This window comes from Ruegeria sp. YTSC325 (assembly GCF_059609525.1).
Genome location: NZ_JBXWLY010000001.1, coordinates 327,764 through 347,343 on the forward strand (window position 1 = coordinate 327,764; position 19,580 = coordinate 347,343).

Annotated in this window: 20 protein-coding genes and 1 pseudogene; 11 read left to right on the forward strand and 10 right to left on the reverse strand. The window is 57.8% G+C overall.

Translation table 11 applies throughout. The features are described 5' to 3' along the window. Positions 1 to 41 precede the first annotated feature (41 nt). From AC2FF7_RS01690 to AC2FF7_RS01700, 3 genes are all read left to right on the forward strand, one after another. Positions 42 to 1,700, forward strand: a complete 1,659-nt coding sequence (locus AC2FF7_RS01690) for an NAD+ synthase (RefSeq protein WP_170751705.1) — start codon at positions 42 to 44, stop codon at positions 1,698 to 1,700. 257 nt (positions 1,701 to 1,957) lie between these two features. Next, a complete protein-coding gene (locus AC2FF7_RS01695) occupies positions 1,958 to 2,224 on the forward strand; it encodes a hypothetical protein (protein ID WP_496905103.1) in 267 nt (88 codons plus the stop codon). A gap of 135 nt (positions 2,225 to 2,359) precedes the next feature. Beyond that, positions 2,360 to 3,688, forward strand: coding sequence for an NAD(P)/FAD-dependent oxidoreductase (locus AC2FF7_RS01700; RefSeq protein ID WP_480866925.1), 1,329 nt, complete (start codon positions 2,360 to 2,362; stop codon positions 3,686 to 3,688). Positions 3,689 to 3,691: 3 nt separating this feature from the next. Here AC2FF7_RS01700 and AC2FF7_RS01705 read toward each other — a convergent pair whose 3' ends face one another. Further along, the gene (locus tag AC2FF7_RS01705; protein ID WP_170751699.1) at positions 3,692 to 4,624 is read right to left on the reverse strand and encodes an MBL fold metallo-hydrolase; all 933 of its coding nucleotides are present in this window, start codon (positions 4,622 to 4,624) and stop codon (positions 3,692 to 3,694) included. Positions 4,625 to 4,857: 233 nt separating this feature from the next. Here AC2FF7_RS01705 and gltX point away from each other — a divergent pair, with 233 nt between their 5' ends. Next, positions 4,858 to 6,183, forward strand: a complete 1,326-nt coding sequence (gltX, locus tag AC2FF7_RS01710) for a glutamate--tRNA ligase (protein WP_496905104.1) — start codon at positions 4,858 to 4,860, stop codon at positions 6,181 to 6,183. 66 nt (positions 6,184 to 6,249) lie between these two features. Here gltX and AC2FF7_RS01715 read toward each other — a convergent pair whose 3' ends face one another. After that, positions 6,250 to 6,819: a gamma-glutamylcyclotransferase family protein gene (locus AC2FF7_RS01715; protein WP_480866930.1), complete on the reverse strand. Its 570-nt coding sequence runs from the start codon at positions 6,817 to 6,819 to the stop codon at positions 6,250 to 6,252. Positions 6,820 to 6,913: 94 nt separating this feature from the next. On the opposite strand from AC2FF7_RS01715, the gene AC2FF7_RS01720 reads away from it, so the two are divergent. Next, the gene (locus AC2FF7_RS01720) at positions 6,914 to 7,360 is read left to right on the forward strand and encodes an RrF2 family transcriptional regulator (protein WP_209195274.1); all 447 of its coding nucleotides are present in this window, start codon (positions 6,914 to 6,916) and stop codon (positions 7,358 to 7,360) included. Between the two features lie 2 nt (positions 7,361 to 7,362). Here AC2FF7_RS01720 and AC2FF7_RS01725 read toward each other — a convergent pair whose 3' ends face one another. Next, positions 7,363 to 9,891 (reverse strand): ABC transporter permease, encoded by a 2,529-nt coding sequence (locus AC2FF7_RS01725; RefSeq protein WP_496850015.1) that lies wholly within the window; start codon positions 9,889 to 9,891, stop codon positions 7,363 to 7,365. Continuing rightward, positions 9,888 to 10,583: an ABC transporter ATP-binding protein gene (locus tag AC2FF7_RS01730; RefSeq protein WP_496905105.1), complete on the reverse strand. Its 696-nt coding sequence runs from the start codon at positions 10,581 to 10,583 to the stop codon at positions 9,888 to 9,890. The genes AC2FF7_RS01725 and AC2FF7_RS01730 overlap by 4 nt, the downstream gene beginning before the upstream one ends. A gap of 48 nt (positions 10,584 to 10,631) precedes the next feature. Here AC2FF7_RS01730 and AC2FF7_RS01735 point away from each other — a divergent pair, with 48 nt between their 5' ends. Next, a complete protein-coding gene (locus tag AC2FF7_RS01735; RefSeq protein WP_480867149.1) occupies positions 10,632 to 11,258 on the forward strand; it encodes an arylesterase in 627 nt (208 codons plus the stop codon). 13 nt (positions 11,259 to 11,271) lie between these two features. On the opposite strand, the gene AC2FF7_RS01740 is transcribed toward AC2FF7_RS01735, so the two are convergent. From AC2FF7_RS01740 to ettA, 4 genes are all read right to left on the reverse strand, one after another. Then, positions 11,272 to 11,832, reverse strand: coding sequence for a L,D-transpeptidase (locus AC2FF7_RS01740; RefSeq protein ID WP_170353450.1), 561 nt, complete (start codon positions 11,830 to 11,832; stop codon positions 11,272 to 11,274). A 168-nt stretch (positions 11,833 to 12,000) separates the two neighbouring features. Beyond that, entirely contained in the window at positions 12,001 to 12,207 is a 207-nt protein-coding gene (locus AC2FF7_RS01745; protein ID WP_170350547.1) for a cold-shock protein, read from the reverse strand. A 242-nt stretch (positions 12,208 to 12,449) separates the two neighbouring features. Then, on the reverse strand, positions 12,450 to 13,046 hold the full coding sequence (locus tag AC2FF7_RS01750; protein ID WP_480866936.1) for a hypothetical protein: 597 nt from the start codon (positions 13,044 to 13,046) through the stop codon (positions 12,450 to 12,452). A gap of 128 nt (positions 13,047 to 13,174) precedes the next feature. After that, positions 13,175 to 14,830, reverse strand: coding sequence for an energy-dependent translational throttle protein EttA (ettA, locus tag AC2FF7_RS01755; RefSeq protein WP_209195269.1), 1,656 nt, complete (start codon positions 14,828 to 14,830; stop codon positions 13,175 to 13,177). 137 nt (positions 14,831 to 14,967) lie between these two features. Here ettA and AC2FF7_RS01760 point away from each other — a divergent pair, with 137 nt between their 5' ends. The 4 genes from AC2FF7_RS01760 (at position 14,968) to dacB (ending at position 17,636) form a co-directional block, all read left to right on the forward strand. Next, positions 14,968 to 15,201 (forward strand): hypothetical protein, encoded by a 234-nt coding sequence (locus AC2FF7_RS01760; protein ID WP_496905106.1) that lies wholly within the window; start codon positions 14,968 to 14,970, stop codon positions 15,199 to 15,201. Then, on the forward strand, positions 15,164 to 15,439 hold the full coding sequence (locus AC2FF7_RS01765; RefSeq protein WP_496905107.1) for an MOSC domain-containing protein: 276 nt from the start codon (positions 15,164 to 15,166) through the stop codon (positions 15,437 to 15,439). Before AC2FF7_RS01760 ends, AC2FF7_RS01765 begins: the two co-directional genes overlap by 38 nt. A 32-nt stretch (positions 15,440 to 15,471) precedes the next feature. Then, complete coding sequence (locus AC2FF7_RS01770) at positions 15,472 to 16,092, forward strand: nicotinate-nucleotide adenylyltransferase (protein ID WP_480866940.1); 621 nt, start codon at positions 15,472 to 15,474, stop codon at positions 16,090 to 16,092. A 65-nt stretch (positions 16,093 to 16,157) separates the two neighbouring features. Further along, positions 16,158 to 17,636, forward strand: coding sequence for a D-alanyl-D-alanine carboxypeptidase/D-alanyl-D-alanine endopeptidase (dacB, locus tag AC2FF7_RS01775; protein WP_170751688.1), 1,479 nt, complete (start codon positions 16,158 to 16,160; stop codon positions 17,634 to 17,636). Here dacB and AC2FF7_RS01780 read toward each other — a convergent pair. Both AC2FF7_RS01780 and AC2FF7_RS01785 read right to left on the reverse strand, forming a co-directional pair. Next, entirely contained in the window at positions 17,633 to 18,055 is a 423-nt protein-coding gene (locus tag AC2FF7_RS01780) for a tellurite resistance TerB family protein (protein WP_170353444.1), read from the reverse strand. The genes dacB and AC2FF7_RS01780 overlap by 4 nt on opposite strands. An 83-nt stretch (positions 18,056 to 18,138) precedes the next feature. After that, the gene (locus AC2FF7_RS01785) at positions 18,139 to 18,606 is read right to left on the reverse strand and encodes an Lrp/AsnC family transcriptional regulator (protein WP_480866943.1); all 468 of its coding nucleotides are present in this window, start codon (positions 18,604 to 18,606) and stop codon (positions 18,139 to 18,141) included. Positions 18,607 to 18,708: 102 nt separating this feature from the next. On the opposite strand from AC2FF7_RS01785, the pseudogene phhA reads away from it, so the two are divergent. Further along, positions 18,709 to 19,515, forward strand: a pseudogene (gene phhA, locus AC2FF7_RS01790) (phenylalanine 4-monooxygenase); the annotation flags it as partial. Positions 19,516 to 19,580: the final 65 nt, after the last annotated feature.

A 19,580-nucleotide genomic window follows, 5' to 3' on the forward strand; every position in this document is an offset into this window, starting at 1 on the left:
TCTGCTAAATGGCATAAGACTGACGAGGGCAAGAGGGCAGCATGGCCGACCGTTTCCGCATCACTCTGGCGCAACTCAACCCGACTGTGGGGGATATCGAAGGCAATGCGGCGCAGGCGCTTGACGCATGGGAACAAGCGCGCACCGCTGGGGCCGACATGGTGGCTTTGCCGGAAATGTTCATAACCGGGTACAATACGCAGGACCTGGTCATGAAGCCTGCTTTCCATCGCACGGCCATGGCCGCTGTCGAGGCTTTGGCCGCGAAATGTGCAGATGGGCCTGCTCTGGCGATCGGCGGGCCTTGGGTGGAAGACGGCCACCTATACAACGCTTACCTGATTCTGAAGGGCGGCAAGGTCAGTAGCAAGGTGTTGAAACATCATCTTCCCAATGAAACCGTTTTCGACGAAGTGCGCCTTTATGATTCAGGCCCTTTGGGGGGGCCTTACTCAGTTGGCAATACGCGCATCGGCAGCCCGATCTGTGAGGACAGTTGGCATCCGGATGTGGCCGAGACGCTGGAAGAGACCGGGGCCGAGTTCCTGCTGATCCCGAATGGTTCGCCCTATTTTCGCGACAAATACGACATCCGCCTGAATCATATGGTTGCACGTGTGATCGAGACAGGGTTGCCCCTGATCTATCTGAATATGGTCGGTGGACAGGACGACCAGGTATTTGATGGCGCGACTTTTGGCCTGAACCCGGGCGGAGAACTTGCTTTCCGAATGCCCGTTTTTGACGCGGCCCTGGCTCATGTTGATCTGGAGCGTGGGGACGACGGGTGGCGTATCGTTCCGGCAGATATCGTGCCGCAGCCCGATGCATGGGAGCAGGACTACCGCGCCATGGTCCAGTCTCTGCGTGATTACATGGGTAAAACGGGGTTCAAAAAGTGCGTGCTTGGACTGTCCGGGGGGGTGGATTCAGCGCTCGTTGCCGCGATTGCCGTGGATGCGCTTGGGGCCGAGAACGTGCGCTGTGTCATGCTGCCGTCGGAATATACCAGCCAGGCTTCGCTGGACGACGCCGAGGCCGTCGCCAAGGCGCTGGGCGTGCATTACGACTATGTTCCGATTTCGGATAGCCGGGCGGCCGTTACTGGGACTCTGTCCCAGCTCTTTGCCGGGCGGGACGAGGATCTGACCGAGGAAAACATTCAATCCCGTCTGCGCGGGCTGCTGCTGATGGCGATATCAAACAAGTTCGGCGAGATGTTGCTGACCACCGGTAATAAATCCGAGGTCGCCGTGGGCTACGCCACGATCTACGGCGATATGAATGGCGGCTATAACCCGATCAAAGATCTGTACAAGACACGGGTTTTCGAAACATGCCGTTGGCGGAATGCCAATCATCGCGACTGGATGAAGGGCCCCAATGGCGAAGTTATTCGGCCGTCGGTTATCGACAAACCCCCCAGCGCCGAGCTGCGCGCGGATCAGAAAGACAGTGACAGCTTGCCGGATTATCCGGTGTTGGACGCGCTTTTGGATATTCTAGTCGATCAGGACGGCTCGATCGCTGATTGCGTTGCTGCTGGTTTTGACGAAGCGGATGCCCGCAGGGTCGAGCATCTAATCTATATCTCAGAGTACAAGCGGTTTCAGTCTGCGCCCGGAACACGTCTGACAAGTCGTGCCTTCTGGCTGGATCGCCGCTATCCGATAGCGAACCGGTGGCGCGACCGCTCCTGAGATAGATTGTCGGTAATCCCGATCCAATTTCCCTAACTGTGATAAAGTGTTTCCACTCAATCCCCTTTGAGTGGGGTGGTAGCCCTTGTTTGGCAGTTTTCCTTGTCGACAGGCCGCTTTTTCGCCACATTTTAGCTGTATTATCGCCCAATGTCGGGCGGGTGTGACGCAATTGGGTTGGACAAACCGGACGGTTGACTCGACCAGGTAAGTTTGCGCGTCGCCTCAGATGTCTGTGTTAACGATTTGGTATCGCCATGCGTGAGGAATACGATAAACCACTGCATTCTCCGTTACCGTGGAAGTCCATGGAATCGGAAGGTCAGGTCCTGGATGAAACCAAGCTGGACCTGGCGATTGCCGACCTGATGAACCAAGAGCATTCGGTCAAGTCGGAACCAGAGCCAACACCGCCAACGATTCCGGCATCCGAGGACAAGCCGCAAGAAGCTGCGCCTTACACTGTCATCGGGTTTTCTGCCTCTCTACGGCAAAAATGGGCTGAACTGGTCGGGGCAGCCTGAGCTTTTACGTTTTTTGGAAACTGTGCGCGATAGCCACAGATCACGAAAATAGTAACAACCACGACTTCGGTCGTATTGCCACTGGTTGTGCGACGGGCATTCATTGCGGTCCGAGCAATGATAAAAGAGCGGTAGATGCCCGGCCCGAAACCCACCCACGTGGAACCAGATTTGAACCTTCCGAAATCCGTGGATGTCGTGGTGATCGGAGGAGGAATTATTGGTGCCGTAACCGCTTTGGAGCTGTCCGAGCGGGGCGCACGGGTTCTACTTTGCGAAAAAGGCCACATAGCTGGTGAGCAGAGCTCGCGCAATTGGGGTTGGGTGCGATTGGGTTTGCGGGATCCTCGCGAAATTCCTTTGATGCTGGAGGCCCAGAAACTCTGGGATGGGCTTGATGACCGTGTCGGGCGCAAAACCGGATTTACCCGGTCAGGAATTCTGTTTGGTGCTTCGGGTCGCCGCGGGGCCCAAAACCTCGAACGGTGGGCGCAGCATGTTGAGGGATTGCAGACAGGCGCAGAATTGCTGTCTGGCACTGAACTGGACGCTGTGTTGCCGGACCACAAAACTGGATTGAACTACGCGCTTTACATGCCTCGCGATGGGCGGGCCGAGCCGCAGTGGGCAGCCCCTGCGATCGCCGAGGCAGCCCGCGACAGGGGTGCGGTGCTCATGACCAACTGTGCAGTGCGCAGCGTGGATGTGCAGGATGGGCGCATTGCCGGGGTTTTCACTGAACGCGGCCGTGTCGCCTGTGATTCCGCGGTATTGGCAGGAGGTGCCTGGTCCCGCCTTTTCGCAGGCAACGCGGGTATAGATTTGCCACAGCTCAAAGTGCTGAACACGGTGTTACGGGCTTCTCCGGTTGCAGGTCCCGAGACAGCTTTATGGTCGGACGACTTCGCAATTCGTAAACGTGCGGACGGAGGGTACACAATAGCATCTGGCCATGAGAATACGGTGGATATCGTCCCTGACAGCTTTCGATTGGCCCGGCGTTTTCTGCCCGCATTTCGGCAGGAATGGCGATCACTCCGGTTCCGATGGTCCAAACGTTGGGCGGTCGAAGCACAAGAGGACAGATCGTGGCTGCCTACCGATGTCACGCCGTTCGAGCATACCCGCGTTCTGGACCCCGATCCTTCGGGCAAGGTTCTTCGCCGCGCTTGGGCGAGTGCGCAGAAAGCAATTCCGGCCTTACAGGCAAGTGAACTGGTTCAGAGTTGGGCGGGGATGATCGACGTTACACCCGATGCCATACCTGTCATTTCGGGTGTGGATACGATGCCGGGTATGTTCATCGCCACGGGCTTCTCCGGCCACGGCTTTGGCATAGCGCCCGGCGCGGGCCGCCTTATGGCGGATCTGGTCGCGGACACAACACCATGTGTTGATCCGGCCGCGTTTCGTCTGTCACGTTTTACCGATGGCTCACGCGTGCGGCCGGACCCAGGGTATTAAGGGTTAGCCCATCATCTGATAGCTGACGGGGACAAAGCGGAAACCATCCCCGCGTGTTTCAACAAAACCTGCTGCAGGGAACGGCATATGGAATCCGATCATCGGGACTTTATCTGCGGCCAGCATACCCAAAACCTTACGGCGTGATGCTGTGGCTGCAGCTTTGTCCATGTCAAAGCGAACCTCCCATTCGGGATGCGCGAAAGACCAGACATAGTGGTTTGCGAGGTCAGCAGTCAGCACCAGACGCTGCCCGTTGCTTTCAAGGTGATAGACAGTGTGGCCCGGTGTATGGCCATACGCCGCGACGGCTGTGATGCCTGATGCGACTTCTCCGCCATCGCCAAGGAATGTCATCTTTTCAGCTTGCGGAGTGACCTTGGCGGCAACGAGATCGCCGACGCGGTTCCCTGCATCCTGAGCTGCCCAGAAATCATATTCGGGCGAAGCGGTCACAAAACGCGCGTTGGTAAAGGTGGGGGCATCATTGGTTGTCATGCCGCCGATGTGGTCGGGATGCATATGGGTAAGTACGACGACGTCGATCTGATCAGCGGTAACCCCCGCATCTGCAAGAGCGGCCTGAATACCCCCCTGACCCAGGCCGGTGTCGAACAGAACCAGCTCGGATCCGGTGTTGACCAGCGTCGGGGTAAAGAAGAATTGTGCTTGGTCGGCAGGGATGAAGTTGTCGGCCGAGACCTTGGCAAATTCCTCGTCCGAGGCACCGCCGCCAAAAATCTCTTTGGCGCCGTCACGCGGCAAACTGCCATCCAAAAGCGAGGTGACAGTGAAATCGCCCAGTTGAAACGATTTGGCGATTGTCGAGTTCGCTTTGGTTTCGTTCGTTGCTGCCAGCACTGGGGTTGCAGCGGCGGCAAAAGGCAATGCTGCGGCTGATCCGAGCGCTGCGCGGCGTGTCAGTTTGATGGTCATGTCTCATTCTCCCTGTCAGATCACCAGTTCTAATCCTAGATCGGTGAAGGCCACTTGCCAGTTCACACATCAGTGAAATGGGCTGCGTGAGCGAACATAGCATGTTAATTTTTGCTCATGTTGCGATCCGCGCCGGATCTGAAGACAGATTTGTTTCCTGCCGCCCCGTTTTCCTGCATGTGCTGGACAAAATGCCCATCCTGTGACAAGAGCCGCGCCAACAGGAGACACCTATGACAACCACCCGTTTCGCCCCGTCGCCCACCGGTTACATCCATGTGGGCAACCTGCGCACCGCGCTGATGAACTATTTGATCGCTCGCAAGGCAGGCGGCACGTTCATCCTGCGCATCGACGACACCGATCCCGAGCGGTCGAAGGAAGAATATGTCGACGCGATCAAGCAGGATCTGGAGTGGCTGGGTTTGCATTGGGACCGGGTCGAGCGTCAGTCCGACCGTCTGGATCGCTACGCCGAAGCAGCCGACAAGCTGCGCGAGATGGGTCGTTTCTATGAGGCGTTCGAGACACCGACCGAGCTGGACCTGAAACGCAAGAAGCAGCTGAACATGGGCAAGCCGCCGGTCTACGACCGCGCCGCGCTGAACCTGTCGGCGGCCGAGAAAGAGGCCCTGCGCGCGGAACGCGGCAATGGTGTGTGGCGTTTCAAGCTGGATCATGTGCGGATCGAGTGGACTGATGGTATTCTCGGCGACATCTCGATTGATGCGGCGTCAGTGTCTGATCCGGTGCTGATCCGAGGGGATGGTCAGGTTCTGTATACCATCGCGTCTGTGGTCGACGATACCGAGATGGGCGTGACCGATGTGGTGCGCGGTTCGGACCATGTGACCAATACCGCGACGCAGATTCAGATCATTCAGGCGCTGGGCGGAGACTGCCCGCGCTTTGCGCACCACTCGCTGCTGACTGGCCCGCAGGGTGAGGCGCTGTCGAAACGTCTGGGTACGCTGGCCTTGCGCGATCTGCGCGAACAGGGCGTGCAGCCGATGGCTCTGCTGAGCTTGATGGCGCGTCTAGGGTCCTCTGATCCGGTCGAATTGCGTTCGGACATGGCCGAGCTGATTGACGGGTTTGACATTGGCCGTTTTGGCGCGGCGCCGACCAAATTCGACGTGCAGGACCTGTTTCCGCTGACCGCAAAACACCTGCAATCGTTGCCACTGGCCGATGTGGCCGATGCGGTCGCCGATGCGGGTGTCCCGGCTGAGCTGGCCGAGTCGTTCTGGGCCATGGCGCGCGAGAACATCACGACTCTGGCTGATCTGAAGGGCTGGTGGGATCTGTGCCGCGACGGGGCCGAACCTTTGGTCGCTGACGAGGATCGTGCATTCATCGCCGAAGCTGTTGCGCTGCTGCCAGAAGGCCCGTTTGACGGTGAAACCTGGGGTGCCTGGACCAAGGCCGTCAAAGAGGCCACGGGCCGCAAAGGTAAGGGGCTTTTCATGCCGTTGCGCAAAGCGCTGACAGGGATGGAGCGCGGACCGGAAATGGCGACTTTGCTGCCCTTGCTGCAAGTGATCCGCGCGCGCGGGTGATAAACGCGCTCTGCGGCGCACGTATTTTCTACCAAAGAATGGCCGGGCAAGCGTCCCCGGCCTTTTTTACAAAGAGTGGACCAGTTTTGCAGAAAGATGCTGCAGGCGGGTATTCACAAATTCGGTCTCGTTCGGTTTCAACTGCTGGTGGCGCGGATAGCGAGGTTCGGCGCGGTCGTTTAGGATCGGAGCATCCCATCCATCAGTGGTGGCAAAAAAGCGGTCCGCCCCGGCTTCGCCAAAGGCCCGCAGATAGCCTTGTACAACCACGTCGATATAGCTGAGCAGCAAGGGATGGCGATTGGTCGGTTTGGCGTGACGGCCATGAGGCACTGCATAGACAGCGATTTCCACATCATGAGTCAAGGGATGTGTCACGGCTTGGGTTGCGGGTACTCGGTCATAGGCCCATTCTCGTTCATCCAGAGCGGCCCAATCGTTTCGAGGCACATGTGCGATCATGCCTTCGATTTCGCTATTCGGATCAGGGATGGCCGTTAGAAATGCCACCGGGCGAAGGTCCGTATGCCTCCAAGCGCGGCGCCAGCCCTTCAGGCGGGCAGGGCGGGCATCCGGAAAATCGTGGGTCGCAAGGTTGACCAGGCTTCCGTAGCCAAAGAAGTAAGGGTCTGCCATGTGCCGCTGTGTCCTTTGCGCCGATTGATGTATGTCAAACCGCTTTTTTGCCGGACATGCAATAAGGTCGCATCTTGAAATTTGGGAGGCGACCATGCGCATTACCAAACGGACGAATATTGCGGTGCGCCTGCTGATGTATTGTGCCGCGCATCAGGACAGGCTTGTAACCAAATCCGAGATTGCCGAAGTGTGCAACATCTCGGAAAACCATTTGGCGCAGGTGATTAATCAACTGAGCCAGCTTGACTATCTCAGCACGCAAAGGGGTCGAAACGGGGGCATGACGCTTGCCAGACCCGCTGACCAGATTCGTATCGGGTCGGTCTTTCGCCATGTCGAAGGGAACCTGCCGCTGGCCGAGTGTTTTGCCGATGCAGACAACACGTGCCCATTGACCGATGCGTGCCGTTTGCGGTTGGCGCTGCAAGATGCTGCCGAAGTGTTTTATGCGTCGTTAGATGACATCACGCTGGACGCGCTGGTATGCGACAACGACCAACTGTTGCAGATACTGCAACCCGTGGCCTGCGTGCGATAGGATCAGTCACTGGCGCGCAGAATGCGGGCCGGTCTCACTGCGAGAGGGCGCAAAGCGAAGATCAGACCTGCGCCCAGCGTGACCAGAACCCCGGCCAGAACAATGCCAATGGCCGAGGGCCAGATGACCGCAAAACGAGTGTCAAAAATATAGGTGGCGACGGCCCATCCGCCCAGAATACCCGTCAACAGTGCCACGCTTCCGGCAGCTGCCCCCAAGAGAGCTGCGCGCATGGTGAAGCTGAGCAGGATGCGACGCCGGTCAGCGCCCAGCGTTTTCAGGATCGCGGCTTCATATCGTCGGGCCGGTTCGCCCGCTGCAGCGGCGCCGATCAAAACCAGAAACCCGGTCAACAGCGATACGCCTGCACCGTAAGACGTCGCAGCGGCCAGACCGGCCAGTAGGTCTGACACCCGGTCAATTGCGTCGCGCACCCGAATGGCAGTGATATTGGGAAACTGCCCGGCAAGGTCACGCAGTATCGGACCTTCGGCCTGTTCTTCGGCGTAGACTGTCGCGATGAAACTGTGCGGTGCTCCGGCCAAGGCGGACGGGTTTATCGACATGATGAATCCCATGCCAGCATTGGAAAAGTCGACTTCGCGCAGGGATGTCAGCTCTGCCGTGATGTCGCGCCCGAGGATGTTGACTGTCAGCATGTCGCCAAGGTTAAGCCCCATCTCTTCGGCTTCTTCTGCGGCGAAACTGACCTGAGGGGGGCCTGCATAGTCCTCGTCCCACCAGTCCCCTTTGGTGACACGCGCGTTGCTTGGTGGCGTTGCTGAATACGTAACGCCTCGGTCGCCGTCCAGAACCCAGTGATCACCCGCCACATCACGCGCAGGGCTGCCGTTGATCTGAGTGATGATGCCGCGCAGCATCGGAGCACTCTCGATGCGGTTGACAGCCGGGTCGGTTTCCAGACGTTCGAGAAAGCCGGGCATTTGGTCTTTTTGGATGTCTACGAAAAAATACGACGGTGCCACATCCGGCAGATTTCCCGAGATCGCATTGCGAAGTGTGCCGTCGATCTGGCCAACTGCCGCCAAAACAGACAACCCCAAACCAAGCGAAAGAACAACCGACGCTGCCCCTTCCCTTGGATCGGAAATGGCAGACAGCGCCCATCGCATTGCGGGTTTACCGCGTGCCCAGGGGGCGCTGACACGAGCCAGCTTGCGGATGGCAAATGCCGATAGGGCCAACAGCGCCAGCGCGCCGACCAACCCTCCGGCAGTCCAGAGCGTCAGGCGGGTCGATCCGCTGAACCAAGCTGCAGAGGCAACAAGCAATCCCAGCCCGATGACCGTCGCCATGAGGAATACAGGGCGCGGAAAAACGTGTGCCGATGAAAGGGCATCGCGGAAGAGTGTTGCCGCGCGGACCTGTTCAGTGCGGGCCAATGGCCAAAGGGTAAACAAAAACGCAGTTAGCACTCCATAAAGTGCCGCCTCGGCCAGCGGTTTGGGGTAGAAAGAAAACACTGCGGGTACGGGCAGGCGCGCCTCGATCAATGGGGCAAGAAGCACGGGTGTCAGACCACCCAGCACAAGGCCCAGCAGGATCCCGATACCAGACAGGATCCCGATCTGGATCATATAGGTTTGGAAAATTGTTGCTCGATCCGCACCCAGTGTGCGCAGCGTCGCAATCGTTTCCGTTTTTTGTGACAAATAGGCCCGTACGGCGGCTGATACGCCGATGCCTCCGACCGCCAGTCCGGACAGGCCAACCAGCACCAGAAACGCGCTGAGCCGATCTACGAACTCGGCGATGCCGGGTGCCCCGTTTCGGGCGTCGGTCCATCGCATTCCGGTGCCGTCGAACGTCTTTTCTGCGGTCGTGGCCAGCTGGGCAAGGTCAGTGTCGCGTGGCAAGTCCAACCGGTACTTGGTTGAAAACAGTGTTCCGGGTGCCAACAACCCCGAACTGCCCAAATCCTCGGTGCGAACCAGTGTGCGTGGGCCCAGCCCGAACCCGTCTGCCGCTCCGTCGGGTTCGTGGATAAGCGCAGCTGTCAGCACAAAGTCTTGCGAGCCAAGAGCAAAAGTTTGGCCCACCGACAGGTTCAATCGGTCCATTAAAGACGGGTCCATGACCGCACCGGGCAAACCCTGATCGCCCTCAAGAGCTTGGGACAGAGTCATGGTGGGCTCTAATACGGTTTCGCCCACCAAAGGATAGGCATCGTCCACGGATTTTACTTGCGTCAGCGCGCGCTGCGCGGTCTCTGCCTGCCCGGTTACGGCCATCGACCGGAAATCGACGACTTCGGAGGTTGCCTCGGCCGCCTGTGCCATCCAAGCACGCTCATCGTCGGACGCGAAGCGATAGGTGAACTCTAACTGTGCGTCTCCGCCCAACAACGCGGCCCCTTCCTGTGACAGGCCGTTCTGAATTGCGTATCTGACCGAGCCAACAGCTGCGATGGCAGCCACCCCAAGCGCCAGACAGGCAAGGAAAACGCGGAAACCACGCAAGCCGCCGCGCAACTCGCGCCGCGCTAGCCGCCCCGCAAGGCGCAGGCTCATTCGGCGGCCTCTTGCCGTGTGTCTTCGGTAATCCTGCCATCACGCAAGCGGATCACACGGTCGCACCTACGGGCCAGGCTATGGCTGTGGGTTACAAGGACCAATGTCGCGCCGTGGCGGTCCCTCAGGTCAAACAGAAGATCGACGATTGCCGCGCCGTTGGTTTCATCAAGGTTTCCAGTTGGCTCATCCGCCAGCAATATTTTCGGTCGAGGAGCAGCCGCGCGCGCAAGTGCGACGCGCTGTTGTTCGCCACCCGACAGCTGTGCAGGGTAATGTTCGTGCCGGTGGGAAAGGCCGACCGCATCCAATTCCGCTTGCGCACGGGAGAATGCATCTTTCTGGCCGGCAAGCTCCAGCGGCGTTGCTACATTTTCCAATGCTGTCATAGTTGGGATCAGGTGAAAGTTCTGGAACACCACGCCCATCGTGTTACGACGGAACCGAGCCAGAGCATCTTCGTCCATACGACCCAAATCCTGGCCGAGTGCGTTGATCTTGCCGCTGGTTGCCCGTTCCAACCCACCCATCAGCATCAGCAGCGAAGACTTGCCAGACCCGGACGGCCCAACCAGCCCCAGAGTTTCATTCTGAGCAACCGAAAGAGTGATGTCATGCAGGATATCCACCCGACCGGCATTGCCATCCAGCGATAAAGCGGCATGTTCAAGGGACAGAACTGGTAGAGTCATAGGGCGATCCAAAGCGGGGGCGTTGATGATTGATATGGAGCGGTTATGATGTTGCGCAAGGCTTTGATCACGATGCTTTTTGCCTGCTGGGGCGTCATGGCAACAGCGGAAACCGTCGTGATTGCGGCATTAGGAGATTCCCTGACGCAAGGATACGGCCTGCCAGAACGTGATGGGTTTGTACCACAACTTGGCCGTTGGCTTGATGGTCAGAATGCTAACATCCGCTTGATCAACGCCGGTGTTTCAGGCGACACAACCGCTGGCGGTGCTGCAAGGGTGGGTTGGACCCTGACCCCCGAAGTTGACGGGTTGATCGTCGCACTCGGTGGAAATGACCTATTGAGGGGAATCGATCCGGCCGTTTCGCGTGCCAATCTTACAGCCATCCTGAAAACCGCGCAGGAGGCGGGTGTTGAGGTCTTGCTGGTCGGCATGCAGGCCCCGGGCAACTACGGGGCTGAATACAAGGCGGCCTTCGATCAGATGTACCCTGATCTTGCGCAGCAATTTGACACCGCCTATGCCCCTAGCTTCTTCACGGGTCTCACATCTGACGCAGACCCGAATGCAGCGCGCCGATTAATGCAACCTGACGGCATCCACCCCAATGCCGAAGGCGTTGCGTTAATCGTTCAGGACCTTGGGCCCTACGTTCTGGATCTTGCCGAGTAAGCCATAGAATGGATCAAATGACTGTAACCACGGTTCCGATCGGCACACGTTCGTAAAGATCGACAACATGAGAATTCAGCATCCGGATGCATCCGTTTGATGCGGCGGTGCCAATCGTCTGTGGCTGCGTGGTGCCGTGAATGCGAAAATACGTGTCGACCCCGTTCTGAAACAGGTACAACGCCCGCGCGCCAAGCGGGTTGTCCCCTCCGCCGGGTTGGACGTAGTCGTTATCCTTGAAACGGGCATAGGTTACCGGCTCGCGCTCGATCATCTCGTTGGTGGGGCGCCATGTGGGCCACTCTTTCTTGACGTCGATGGTCGCTGTTCCCGTAAACTCGAGCCCTGCTTTGCCGACTCCGCAGCCATAGCGAATCGCCTTGCGCGGTTCGGTCACGAAATACAGGTAGAAAGACCTCGGTACGACCAGAAGCTGGCCGGGCAGGAATTCTTTCTTGATCCGAACGTACTGGGGCGTCGGGTCGTATTCAGCAGTCTTCGTTTTTGCTGATGCAACGCCCGGAACAAGGCTTAGGGCGGTGGCGCTTGTCATGAAGCTTCGGCGTGTGAACATATCGTATCTCTTCACTCGAAAAACAAAATCTTGAACAGAGTGTCGGAATGATATCCGATCCGGTCAATCTGCGGTGAAGAGTAACTGAAATGTGATGTCGTCAACGGGCCACACTATTCGGGCCCGTTGAGAAAAAGGGCAGAGGAAAGCCGCTGCCCTTTCAATGGCTTATGCCAGTTGAATGTCGTCGGCGCTTTCGCGGCCGTCACGACCCGAGCGCAGCTCGTACGTGACTTTCTGGTTGTCGGCCAGACCGGTCAGGCCCGAACGCTCGACAGCCGAGATGTGAACGAAGATGTCTTTGCCGCCATCTTCGGGTGCGATAAAGCCGTAGCCTTTGGTGGTGTTGAACCATTTAACGGTGCCTGCGGGCATATCCGTATTCTCCTGTTTGGTGCTGCCCACGGGGATGCGGCAGCCTGGCGTCGTAGTCTGGATCGAATGACTGAGCGCCGGAAAAGGAGACAGTAGGTCGAAATAGAAAAACGTTAGCCCTTTGGATATGGCATTGGTGTAGGGATGTGGCAAGGGTGATCGTCTTTGTGTACCGTAATCGGTTCATAAGGCGTCATCGATCGCCCGAGTTAGCGGGTTTGCGCTGGCCTTCCGCTTTGCACCTAAACCGGAAGCTTGGCGACAATATCAGCGTATTTGGGTGATGCTATGAAACACCTTGGCAGTTCTTCGACAATTTCATCAATCGAATCGTAGACTTGGCTTGCCGCCGACCTGAGTTCAGTCGGAATCTCTTTGGGCGCGCGCTGTTCACGTTTCGGGAGCTTCATTTTCAGGCCGGTAAATTCCGATATGTCGTTTTGATGATCCCATATCGCATCATAGTGAACGCATAAAACGGGGACGCCCTCAAATACGGCCCATTCTTTTATCTGCTTGGCTTGTTGCAGAATATCCCGCTGAAACAGATCGCAATATTCGCCAGTCGCATGAAGGTGATAAAAATGCTGTCGGATCCAATCTTCACCATACCGCTCTTTTGCCGAATAGACGGAAAAGGCCGAATCTTTGGTGGAACCGAAGCAAAAGACTACTCTGGTATTGGCCGGCCACTCTAACAACGCCTGCGGAAAATCATGGGTCTTGTAGATGAACGGCGCTTTGAATTCGGCGTCCTTGAGACGAGCAACGAAGGCCGAGCGTTCTACAGCTGAAGGGTTTCTTTTTCTAAGTGCCTTGCTAAGGGCAAGATAAGTCACGGTACTTCCGGATCGACCGTTGCTTGCGACTATGACGCAATGGTCACGGTCCGATGTCTTTCCAAACCTTGCAATGCGTCCAATCGCCAAGAACAGCGATTGGAACATACGTTTGGAAATTCGGGTTCTCACCGGGCAAACTTCTTATGCTTCAACCGCTTGGGCTCTAGCGCGTCCGGTCCCAGACGGCGCTTTTTATCCTCTTCGTAGTCCTCGAAGTTGCCCTCGAACCACTCCACATGGGCATCACCCTCAAACGCCAGAATATGCGTGCAGATACGGTCGAGGAAAAAGCGGTCGTGCGAAATCACAACGGCGCAGCCGGCGAAATCGACCAGCGCGTCTTCTAGCGCGCGAAGGGTTTCGACGTCAAGGTCGTTGGTTGGTTCGTCGAGCAGCAAGACGTTGCCGCCCTCTTTCAGCAGGCGGGCCATGTGGACGCGGTTGCGCTCACCACCTGACAGCAATGAGACCTTCTTCTGCTGGTCACCGCCCTTGAAGTTAAACGACGAGCAATAGGCGCGGGAATTGACCTGCGCGTCGCCCAACTGGATGATCTCGGCACCGCCGGTGATCGCCTCCCACACGGTGTCGTTGTCGGCAAGGTCGTCGCGGGACTGGTCGACATAAGACAGCTCGACCGTGTCACCCAGCGTGATGGTGCCGCTGTCGGGCTGCTCCTGACCGGTGAGCATTTTGAATAGGGTCGATTTACCCGCGCCGTTGGGACCGATGACGCCGACGATGCCGCCGGGAGGCAGGGCAAAGTCCAGCCCTTCGATCAGTTGCTTGTCGCCCATGTGTTTCGATAGACCCTCAACCTCGATCACCTTGCCGCCAAGGCGCTGGCCATTGGGGATGACGATCTGGGCACGGGTCAGCTTTTCGCGTTCGGACTGCTCGGCCAGCTCGTTATAGGCGTTGATCCGGGCTTTGGACTTGGCCTGACGGGCCTTTTGACCCTGACGCATCCATTCCAATTCGCGCTGCAGGGTCTTCTGTTTGGACTTGTCCTCGCGGGCTTCCTGCTCCAGCCGTTTGGCTTTTTGTTCCAGCCATGCAGAATAGTTGCCCTCGTAAGGAATGCCGCGGCCACGGTCGAGTTCCAGAATCCAGCCGGTGATGTCATCCAGGAAATACCGGTCGTGCGTGACGATCAGGATGGTGCCCTTGTAGTCGATCAGGTGCTGTTGCAGCCAGGCGATGGTCTCGGCGTCCAGGTGGTTGGTCGGCTCATCAAGCAGCAACATGTCGGGCGCTTCCAGCAGAAGTTTGCAGAGCGCCACGCGGCGTTTCTCACCGCCCGAGAGGTTGGCGATGTTGGCATCGTCCGGCGGGCAGCGCAGCGCCTCCATCGAGACGTCGATCTGGCTGTCGAGATCCCAGAGGTTCTGGCTGTCGATCTCGTCCTGCAGCTTGGCCATCTCATCGGCTGTTTCGTCCGAGTAGTTCATGGCGAGATCGTTGTAACGGTCGAGGATCGCTTTCTTCTCGGCCACGCCCAGCATAACGTTTTCGCGGACGGTCAGCGATTCATCCAGCTGCGGTTCCTGAGGCAGGTAGCCGACCTTGGCACCTTCGGCGGCCCATGCCTCGCCGGTGAAATCCTTGTCGAGACCGGCCATGATCTTCATCAGGGTCGATTTACCCGCGCCGTTGACGCCGACAACACCGATTTTCACGCCGGGCAGAAAGCTGAGGTGGATGTTTTCAAAGCACTTCTTGCCACCGGGATAGGTCTTTGAGACACCCTGCATGTGGTAGACATATTGATAGGCGGCCATGTCGCGTCCTCTGGGTCGGGGAAATTGGGTTGATCCGCTTGATATCCAAGCGGGGCGGGCGGGGCAAGCTGGTGGTTTTGTGAATTTTGCATTCGGATGTGCGGCGGTAGTTGTCCGATTGTAGCAAAGGGGGAAGCATGGCGGATTTGGCGGCACTGATTGCAGGATGGGCCAAGCCGGGTCGGCTGGAATGGATTGTTCTGCGACCTGATCGCAGGGCCGAGGTTCAACCGGTCGATACTGTTTTGATCTCCGCCGATGGTTTTGAAGGCGACCGCGCTCGTGCGGGCAAGCGTGCCGTGACCCTGATCCAGCAGGAGCATCTGGTCGCGATTGGATCGTATCTGGGTCGGGGGGCCGGTTGCGCCTGAAATCTTGCGGCGCAATCTGGTTGTCTCAGGGATCAATCTGGCCGCTCTCAAGGGGCGTGAGGTGCAAGTCGGTGAAGCGATTTTGCGCTTTACCGTGATCTGCGCGCCCTGCAGCCGGATGGAGGAGGCTTTCGGTAAAGGCGGCTATTCTGCCGTGCGCGGCCATGGGGGCTGGTGTGCTGAAGTCGTCAAACCCGGCCGGGTCAAGCTGGGCGATGTCGTGCAGCCCGTTGATTGACAAGCCGTCCCAGTTCTGAACAACAGCAAAGGATGGAACGTTTTGCCATACCATACGCGAGGCCCGGTCAGGTAATCGGTCTGTTCGGGGGGTCTTTTGATCCACCGCATCAGGGACATGTTCATGTCACGCGAGAGGCTATGAAGGCATTTGGGTTGGATCGGGTATGGTGGCTGGTATCCCCAGGAAATCCCCTGAAAGCACGCGGGCCAGGGCCATTGGCGGAGCGTGTCCGGGCCGCGCAGAACGTGATGCAACATCCGCGTGTCGAGGTCACGGATATCGAAGCGGTGACGGGGACCCGGGCGACCGCAGATACTTTGGCGGCATTGCAGCGATTTTATCCGCAGGTACGGTTCGTATGGATCATGGGGGCTGACAATCTTGCCCAGTTCCACCTCTGGAAAGATTGGCGAACCATCATGGATAACGTGCCTGTCGGTGTTGTCGCCCGCCCAGGTGATCGTATTTCAGCGCGAATGTCTCCGGCGGCCAAGGTCTATGCGACGTATCGCATAGACGGGCAGGCGCGGCATCTTCTGGGGCGGGCGCAGGCCCCGGCGTGGTGTTTTGTCAATGTCCCAATGCTTGATGTGAGTTCAACTGAACTTCGCAATCGCGGCATCACGGCGAATGGGGTGTTGCCGGAATAGCCCCCACCGGAGCATAATCCTTTTGACCGGTTGTTCGCCCGCGATCTGTAGGATTTTAATTGGCTATGGCTGATCGTTTCACACGTCGTTTTGTTTTGGCTGGCCTTGGGGCAGCGATGGCTCCGGGTGTTGCCCTGGCGAATGCACCGCTGGTTTCCCTTAGGCCGCAACTCCGGGGCGCGCAACCGCTAGGGGCGGAACGTCTGATACAAGCTGCGGGTTTGCGCGGTGAGGTTGCTTTTGCCGTTGCCGATGCGCAGACCGGGGTCGAGTTGGAAGCGGTCGGAGGAGATCTCGGCTTGCCGCCAGCGAGCGTGGCAAAAGCACTGACCGCGCTTTACGCGTTGGATGTTCTGGGCCCGGAATTCCGCTTTGAGACAAAGCTGGTTGCGGATGGCACCATTGAAAATGGCGTTTTGAATGGCGACCTGATCCTTGTGGGTGGCGGCGACCCATTGTTGGATACAGATGCGTTGGCAACTATGGCAGCCAATCTGCGCGAGGTTGGGATCACCGAAGTTCGGGGTGCATTCAAAGTGTATGATGGGGCGTTGCCTTACGTGTTCAGCATTGATCCGGGGCAACCTGACCATTTGGGTTACAGCCCTGCCATCAGCGGGATATCTCTAAACTTCAACCGTGTTCATTTTGAATGGAAACGGGCCGGAACCAACTACGATGTGACCATGGATGCCCGCAGCGCGCGGTATAAGCCCGCGGTGGACATGGCGACGATGTGGGTCGAAGCCCGCAAGGCCCCGATCTACACCTATGAAGCCAGTGCCCGGCAGGATCGCTGGACTGTTGCGCGCGCTGCCCTTGGCAACGGCGGAGCGCGATGGCTACCGGTGCGCAAACCCGCCCTTTATGCGGGAGATGTGTTTCGGACGCTTGCCCGGTCCAACGGGATTGTCTTGGATCGGGTGCAAGTGACGCGCCAAGCGCCAGTCGGTCTTGCTTTGGTTGTGCATAACAGCGATCAGCTGGACAGCATTTTGCGCGGAATGCTCAAATACTCGACCAATATCACTGCCGAAATGGTGGGTATGACGGCATCAAGAGCGCGTGGCGCGGAATTGCAGAGTCTGACGGATTCGGCGGATGAGATGAACCTTTGGGCCGCCGAGACTTATGGGGTTGATGGCGTCGCAATGGTGGATCACTCGGGATTGGGGGATGCGTCGCGCATTGCCCCGAGCGCTCTGGTCAAGATGCTGGTCGCGGCGCAAAAATCTGGCGCGCTGCGTCCATTGCTGAAACGGTTTAATCTAACTGACAGTCAGGGCCGGCCAGTCAAGAACCACCCAATCAAGGTGGACGCCAAAACCGGGACGTTGAATTTCGTGTCCGGCCTGGGTGGATTTATTACGACGCCCGACGGGTCTGAGCTGGCTTTCGCCATCTTTACCGCCGATGTTGATCATCGCGCAAAAATACCACGCTCTCAACGCGAACGCCCGTCAGGCGCACGAAGTTGGAATAGCCGGTCGCGCAGATTGCAGCGCGCCCTCATTGCAAGATGGGGAACCCTAAGCGGCAGTTAAGTCGTGTGGCGCGCACGCGCGCCACGCTCTATCGCTGCAGCATGCAAGCGGTCGATATTCAACTCGTACCGGATTTCTTCCAACAAACGCAGCTCGGTTTCCGCAAGCGACCCATCAGCGGCTGCCACGTCGCAGGCCAGTGCATAGGCTGTTTCGTTCAACCGCGCGGGCAGGTTTTCGCGGATCAGGCCGAACAATGCGTCTAACCCGTCCTCTTGCTCGAACAGGTCGAACACGATTTGCGATACACGACGGGTGCGGTCGGCATCGTATTCTGCAAAAACCGGCAACATGTTCACCGCGCCTTCGATTTTGACCAGTTCAGCCGTGCGAATGGTTTCGTCCGACGCTGAAATCGCCACCATGATCGCAACAAGGCAATCCTGCGGTGACATCGGGTGAGGCACTTGATCGGTCATGGCGGGGTCCTGATAGAGCTGTTCTGAGGGCGCACGATAGGAGGGACCGGGATCGGGTTCAACGCATTTCGGCGGCCAAAGCGTCACAGGATGGGCAGAGGTCCGCGCGTTTTCGTCTGACGTAACACGAAATTGCTGCGGGTATCTCGGACGAGACCGGACTTCAGTAAGCGCTGCATAATGAAGTGTTCAAGGTCTTCGGGAGTACGCGCATAGACTTTCAGGATGAAGTCGTGATCTCCGGTAATCGATGCGCATTCGACGATCTGGGCTTCTGTCTCGACTAGGCGCAGGAAGGACGCGATGCTGTCTTCTTGGTGGTCTTTCAGGGCGATGTGAACGTAAGCGATCGCATTCAGCCCCACCGATTTTGCGGGCACGCGCGCGGCATATCCTGCGAGGACGCCTGTGGCCTCAAGGTCCCTCACGCGCCGCCAACATTGCGAGGCCGACAGCCCAGTCCGGTCGGCGAGATCCTGCATGGACAGACGTCCGTCTGACTGAAGCTCTTGTAGAATGGCGATGTCGGCAGGCTGAAGGATTTGAGTCATAATTTAAGAATTATCGAAATGTTTCGGTCAAAAATCTAGCAATTACTCACGCCATGAGGTCAATTTTACCACGAGTATGGGCTAAAATTCTATCAAGGAGGACGTTCCATGCCCAAATCCACCAAATACGTGGCCAAACAGGCCAACGCGCGCGGCCATATTGCTTATACCACCGAAGAGGATGCGGTTTGGGCGGACCTTTATGCAGCGCAGCAGGAAAACGTGCAGCGCTACATGGCGCGTGAATATCTGGACGGGTTGAAGCGGTTGGAGATGCCCAAGACCCGCGTTCCGTCCTGTGCGGATATATCCGAGCGCCTTCTGGACCTGACCCGGTGGCGGGTGCAGCCGGTACCTGCGCTGATCGGTTTCAAGACCTTCTTTGGTATGCTGGCGGATCGAGTTTTTCCTGCAGCCTCGTTCATCCGGTCGCGCGAGGATTTTGACTATATTGAAGAACCCGACATCTTTCACGAAATCTTCGGCCACACGCCCCTACTGAGCGACCCGCGTTTTGCGGCTTTCAGCCATGCGATCGGCAAGGCCGGGGTGCAGGCGGGGGACAAGGACTATGCGTGGCTGATACGCCTCTATTGGTTTTCGATTGAATTCGGATTGCGCCGACAGGACGGGCAGATCAAGGCGCTGGGCTCGGGGTTGGCGTCCTCGCCCACGGAACTGGTCTATGCTGTGGAAAGCGACATTCCTGACCGGGACCCGTTCGATATCCTGACAATCTTGCGCACGCCTTATCGGATCGACATGCACCAGATGGGGTATTTTGTACTGGGCCACCCCGAAGAGCTGTTTGCCGCCGCTGATCGGGATCTACTGGCTGATGTGCATAAGGCACAGCGTTTGGGTCTGTTGCCCAATAAGTTTCCACCGAAAGTAACGGCAGCCGAGTAAGCCGCAGTCAGGGTTTCCGTTCAGAAAAACAGCGCGCTTTATTGACTCATGCTGCACCGGCACAA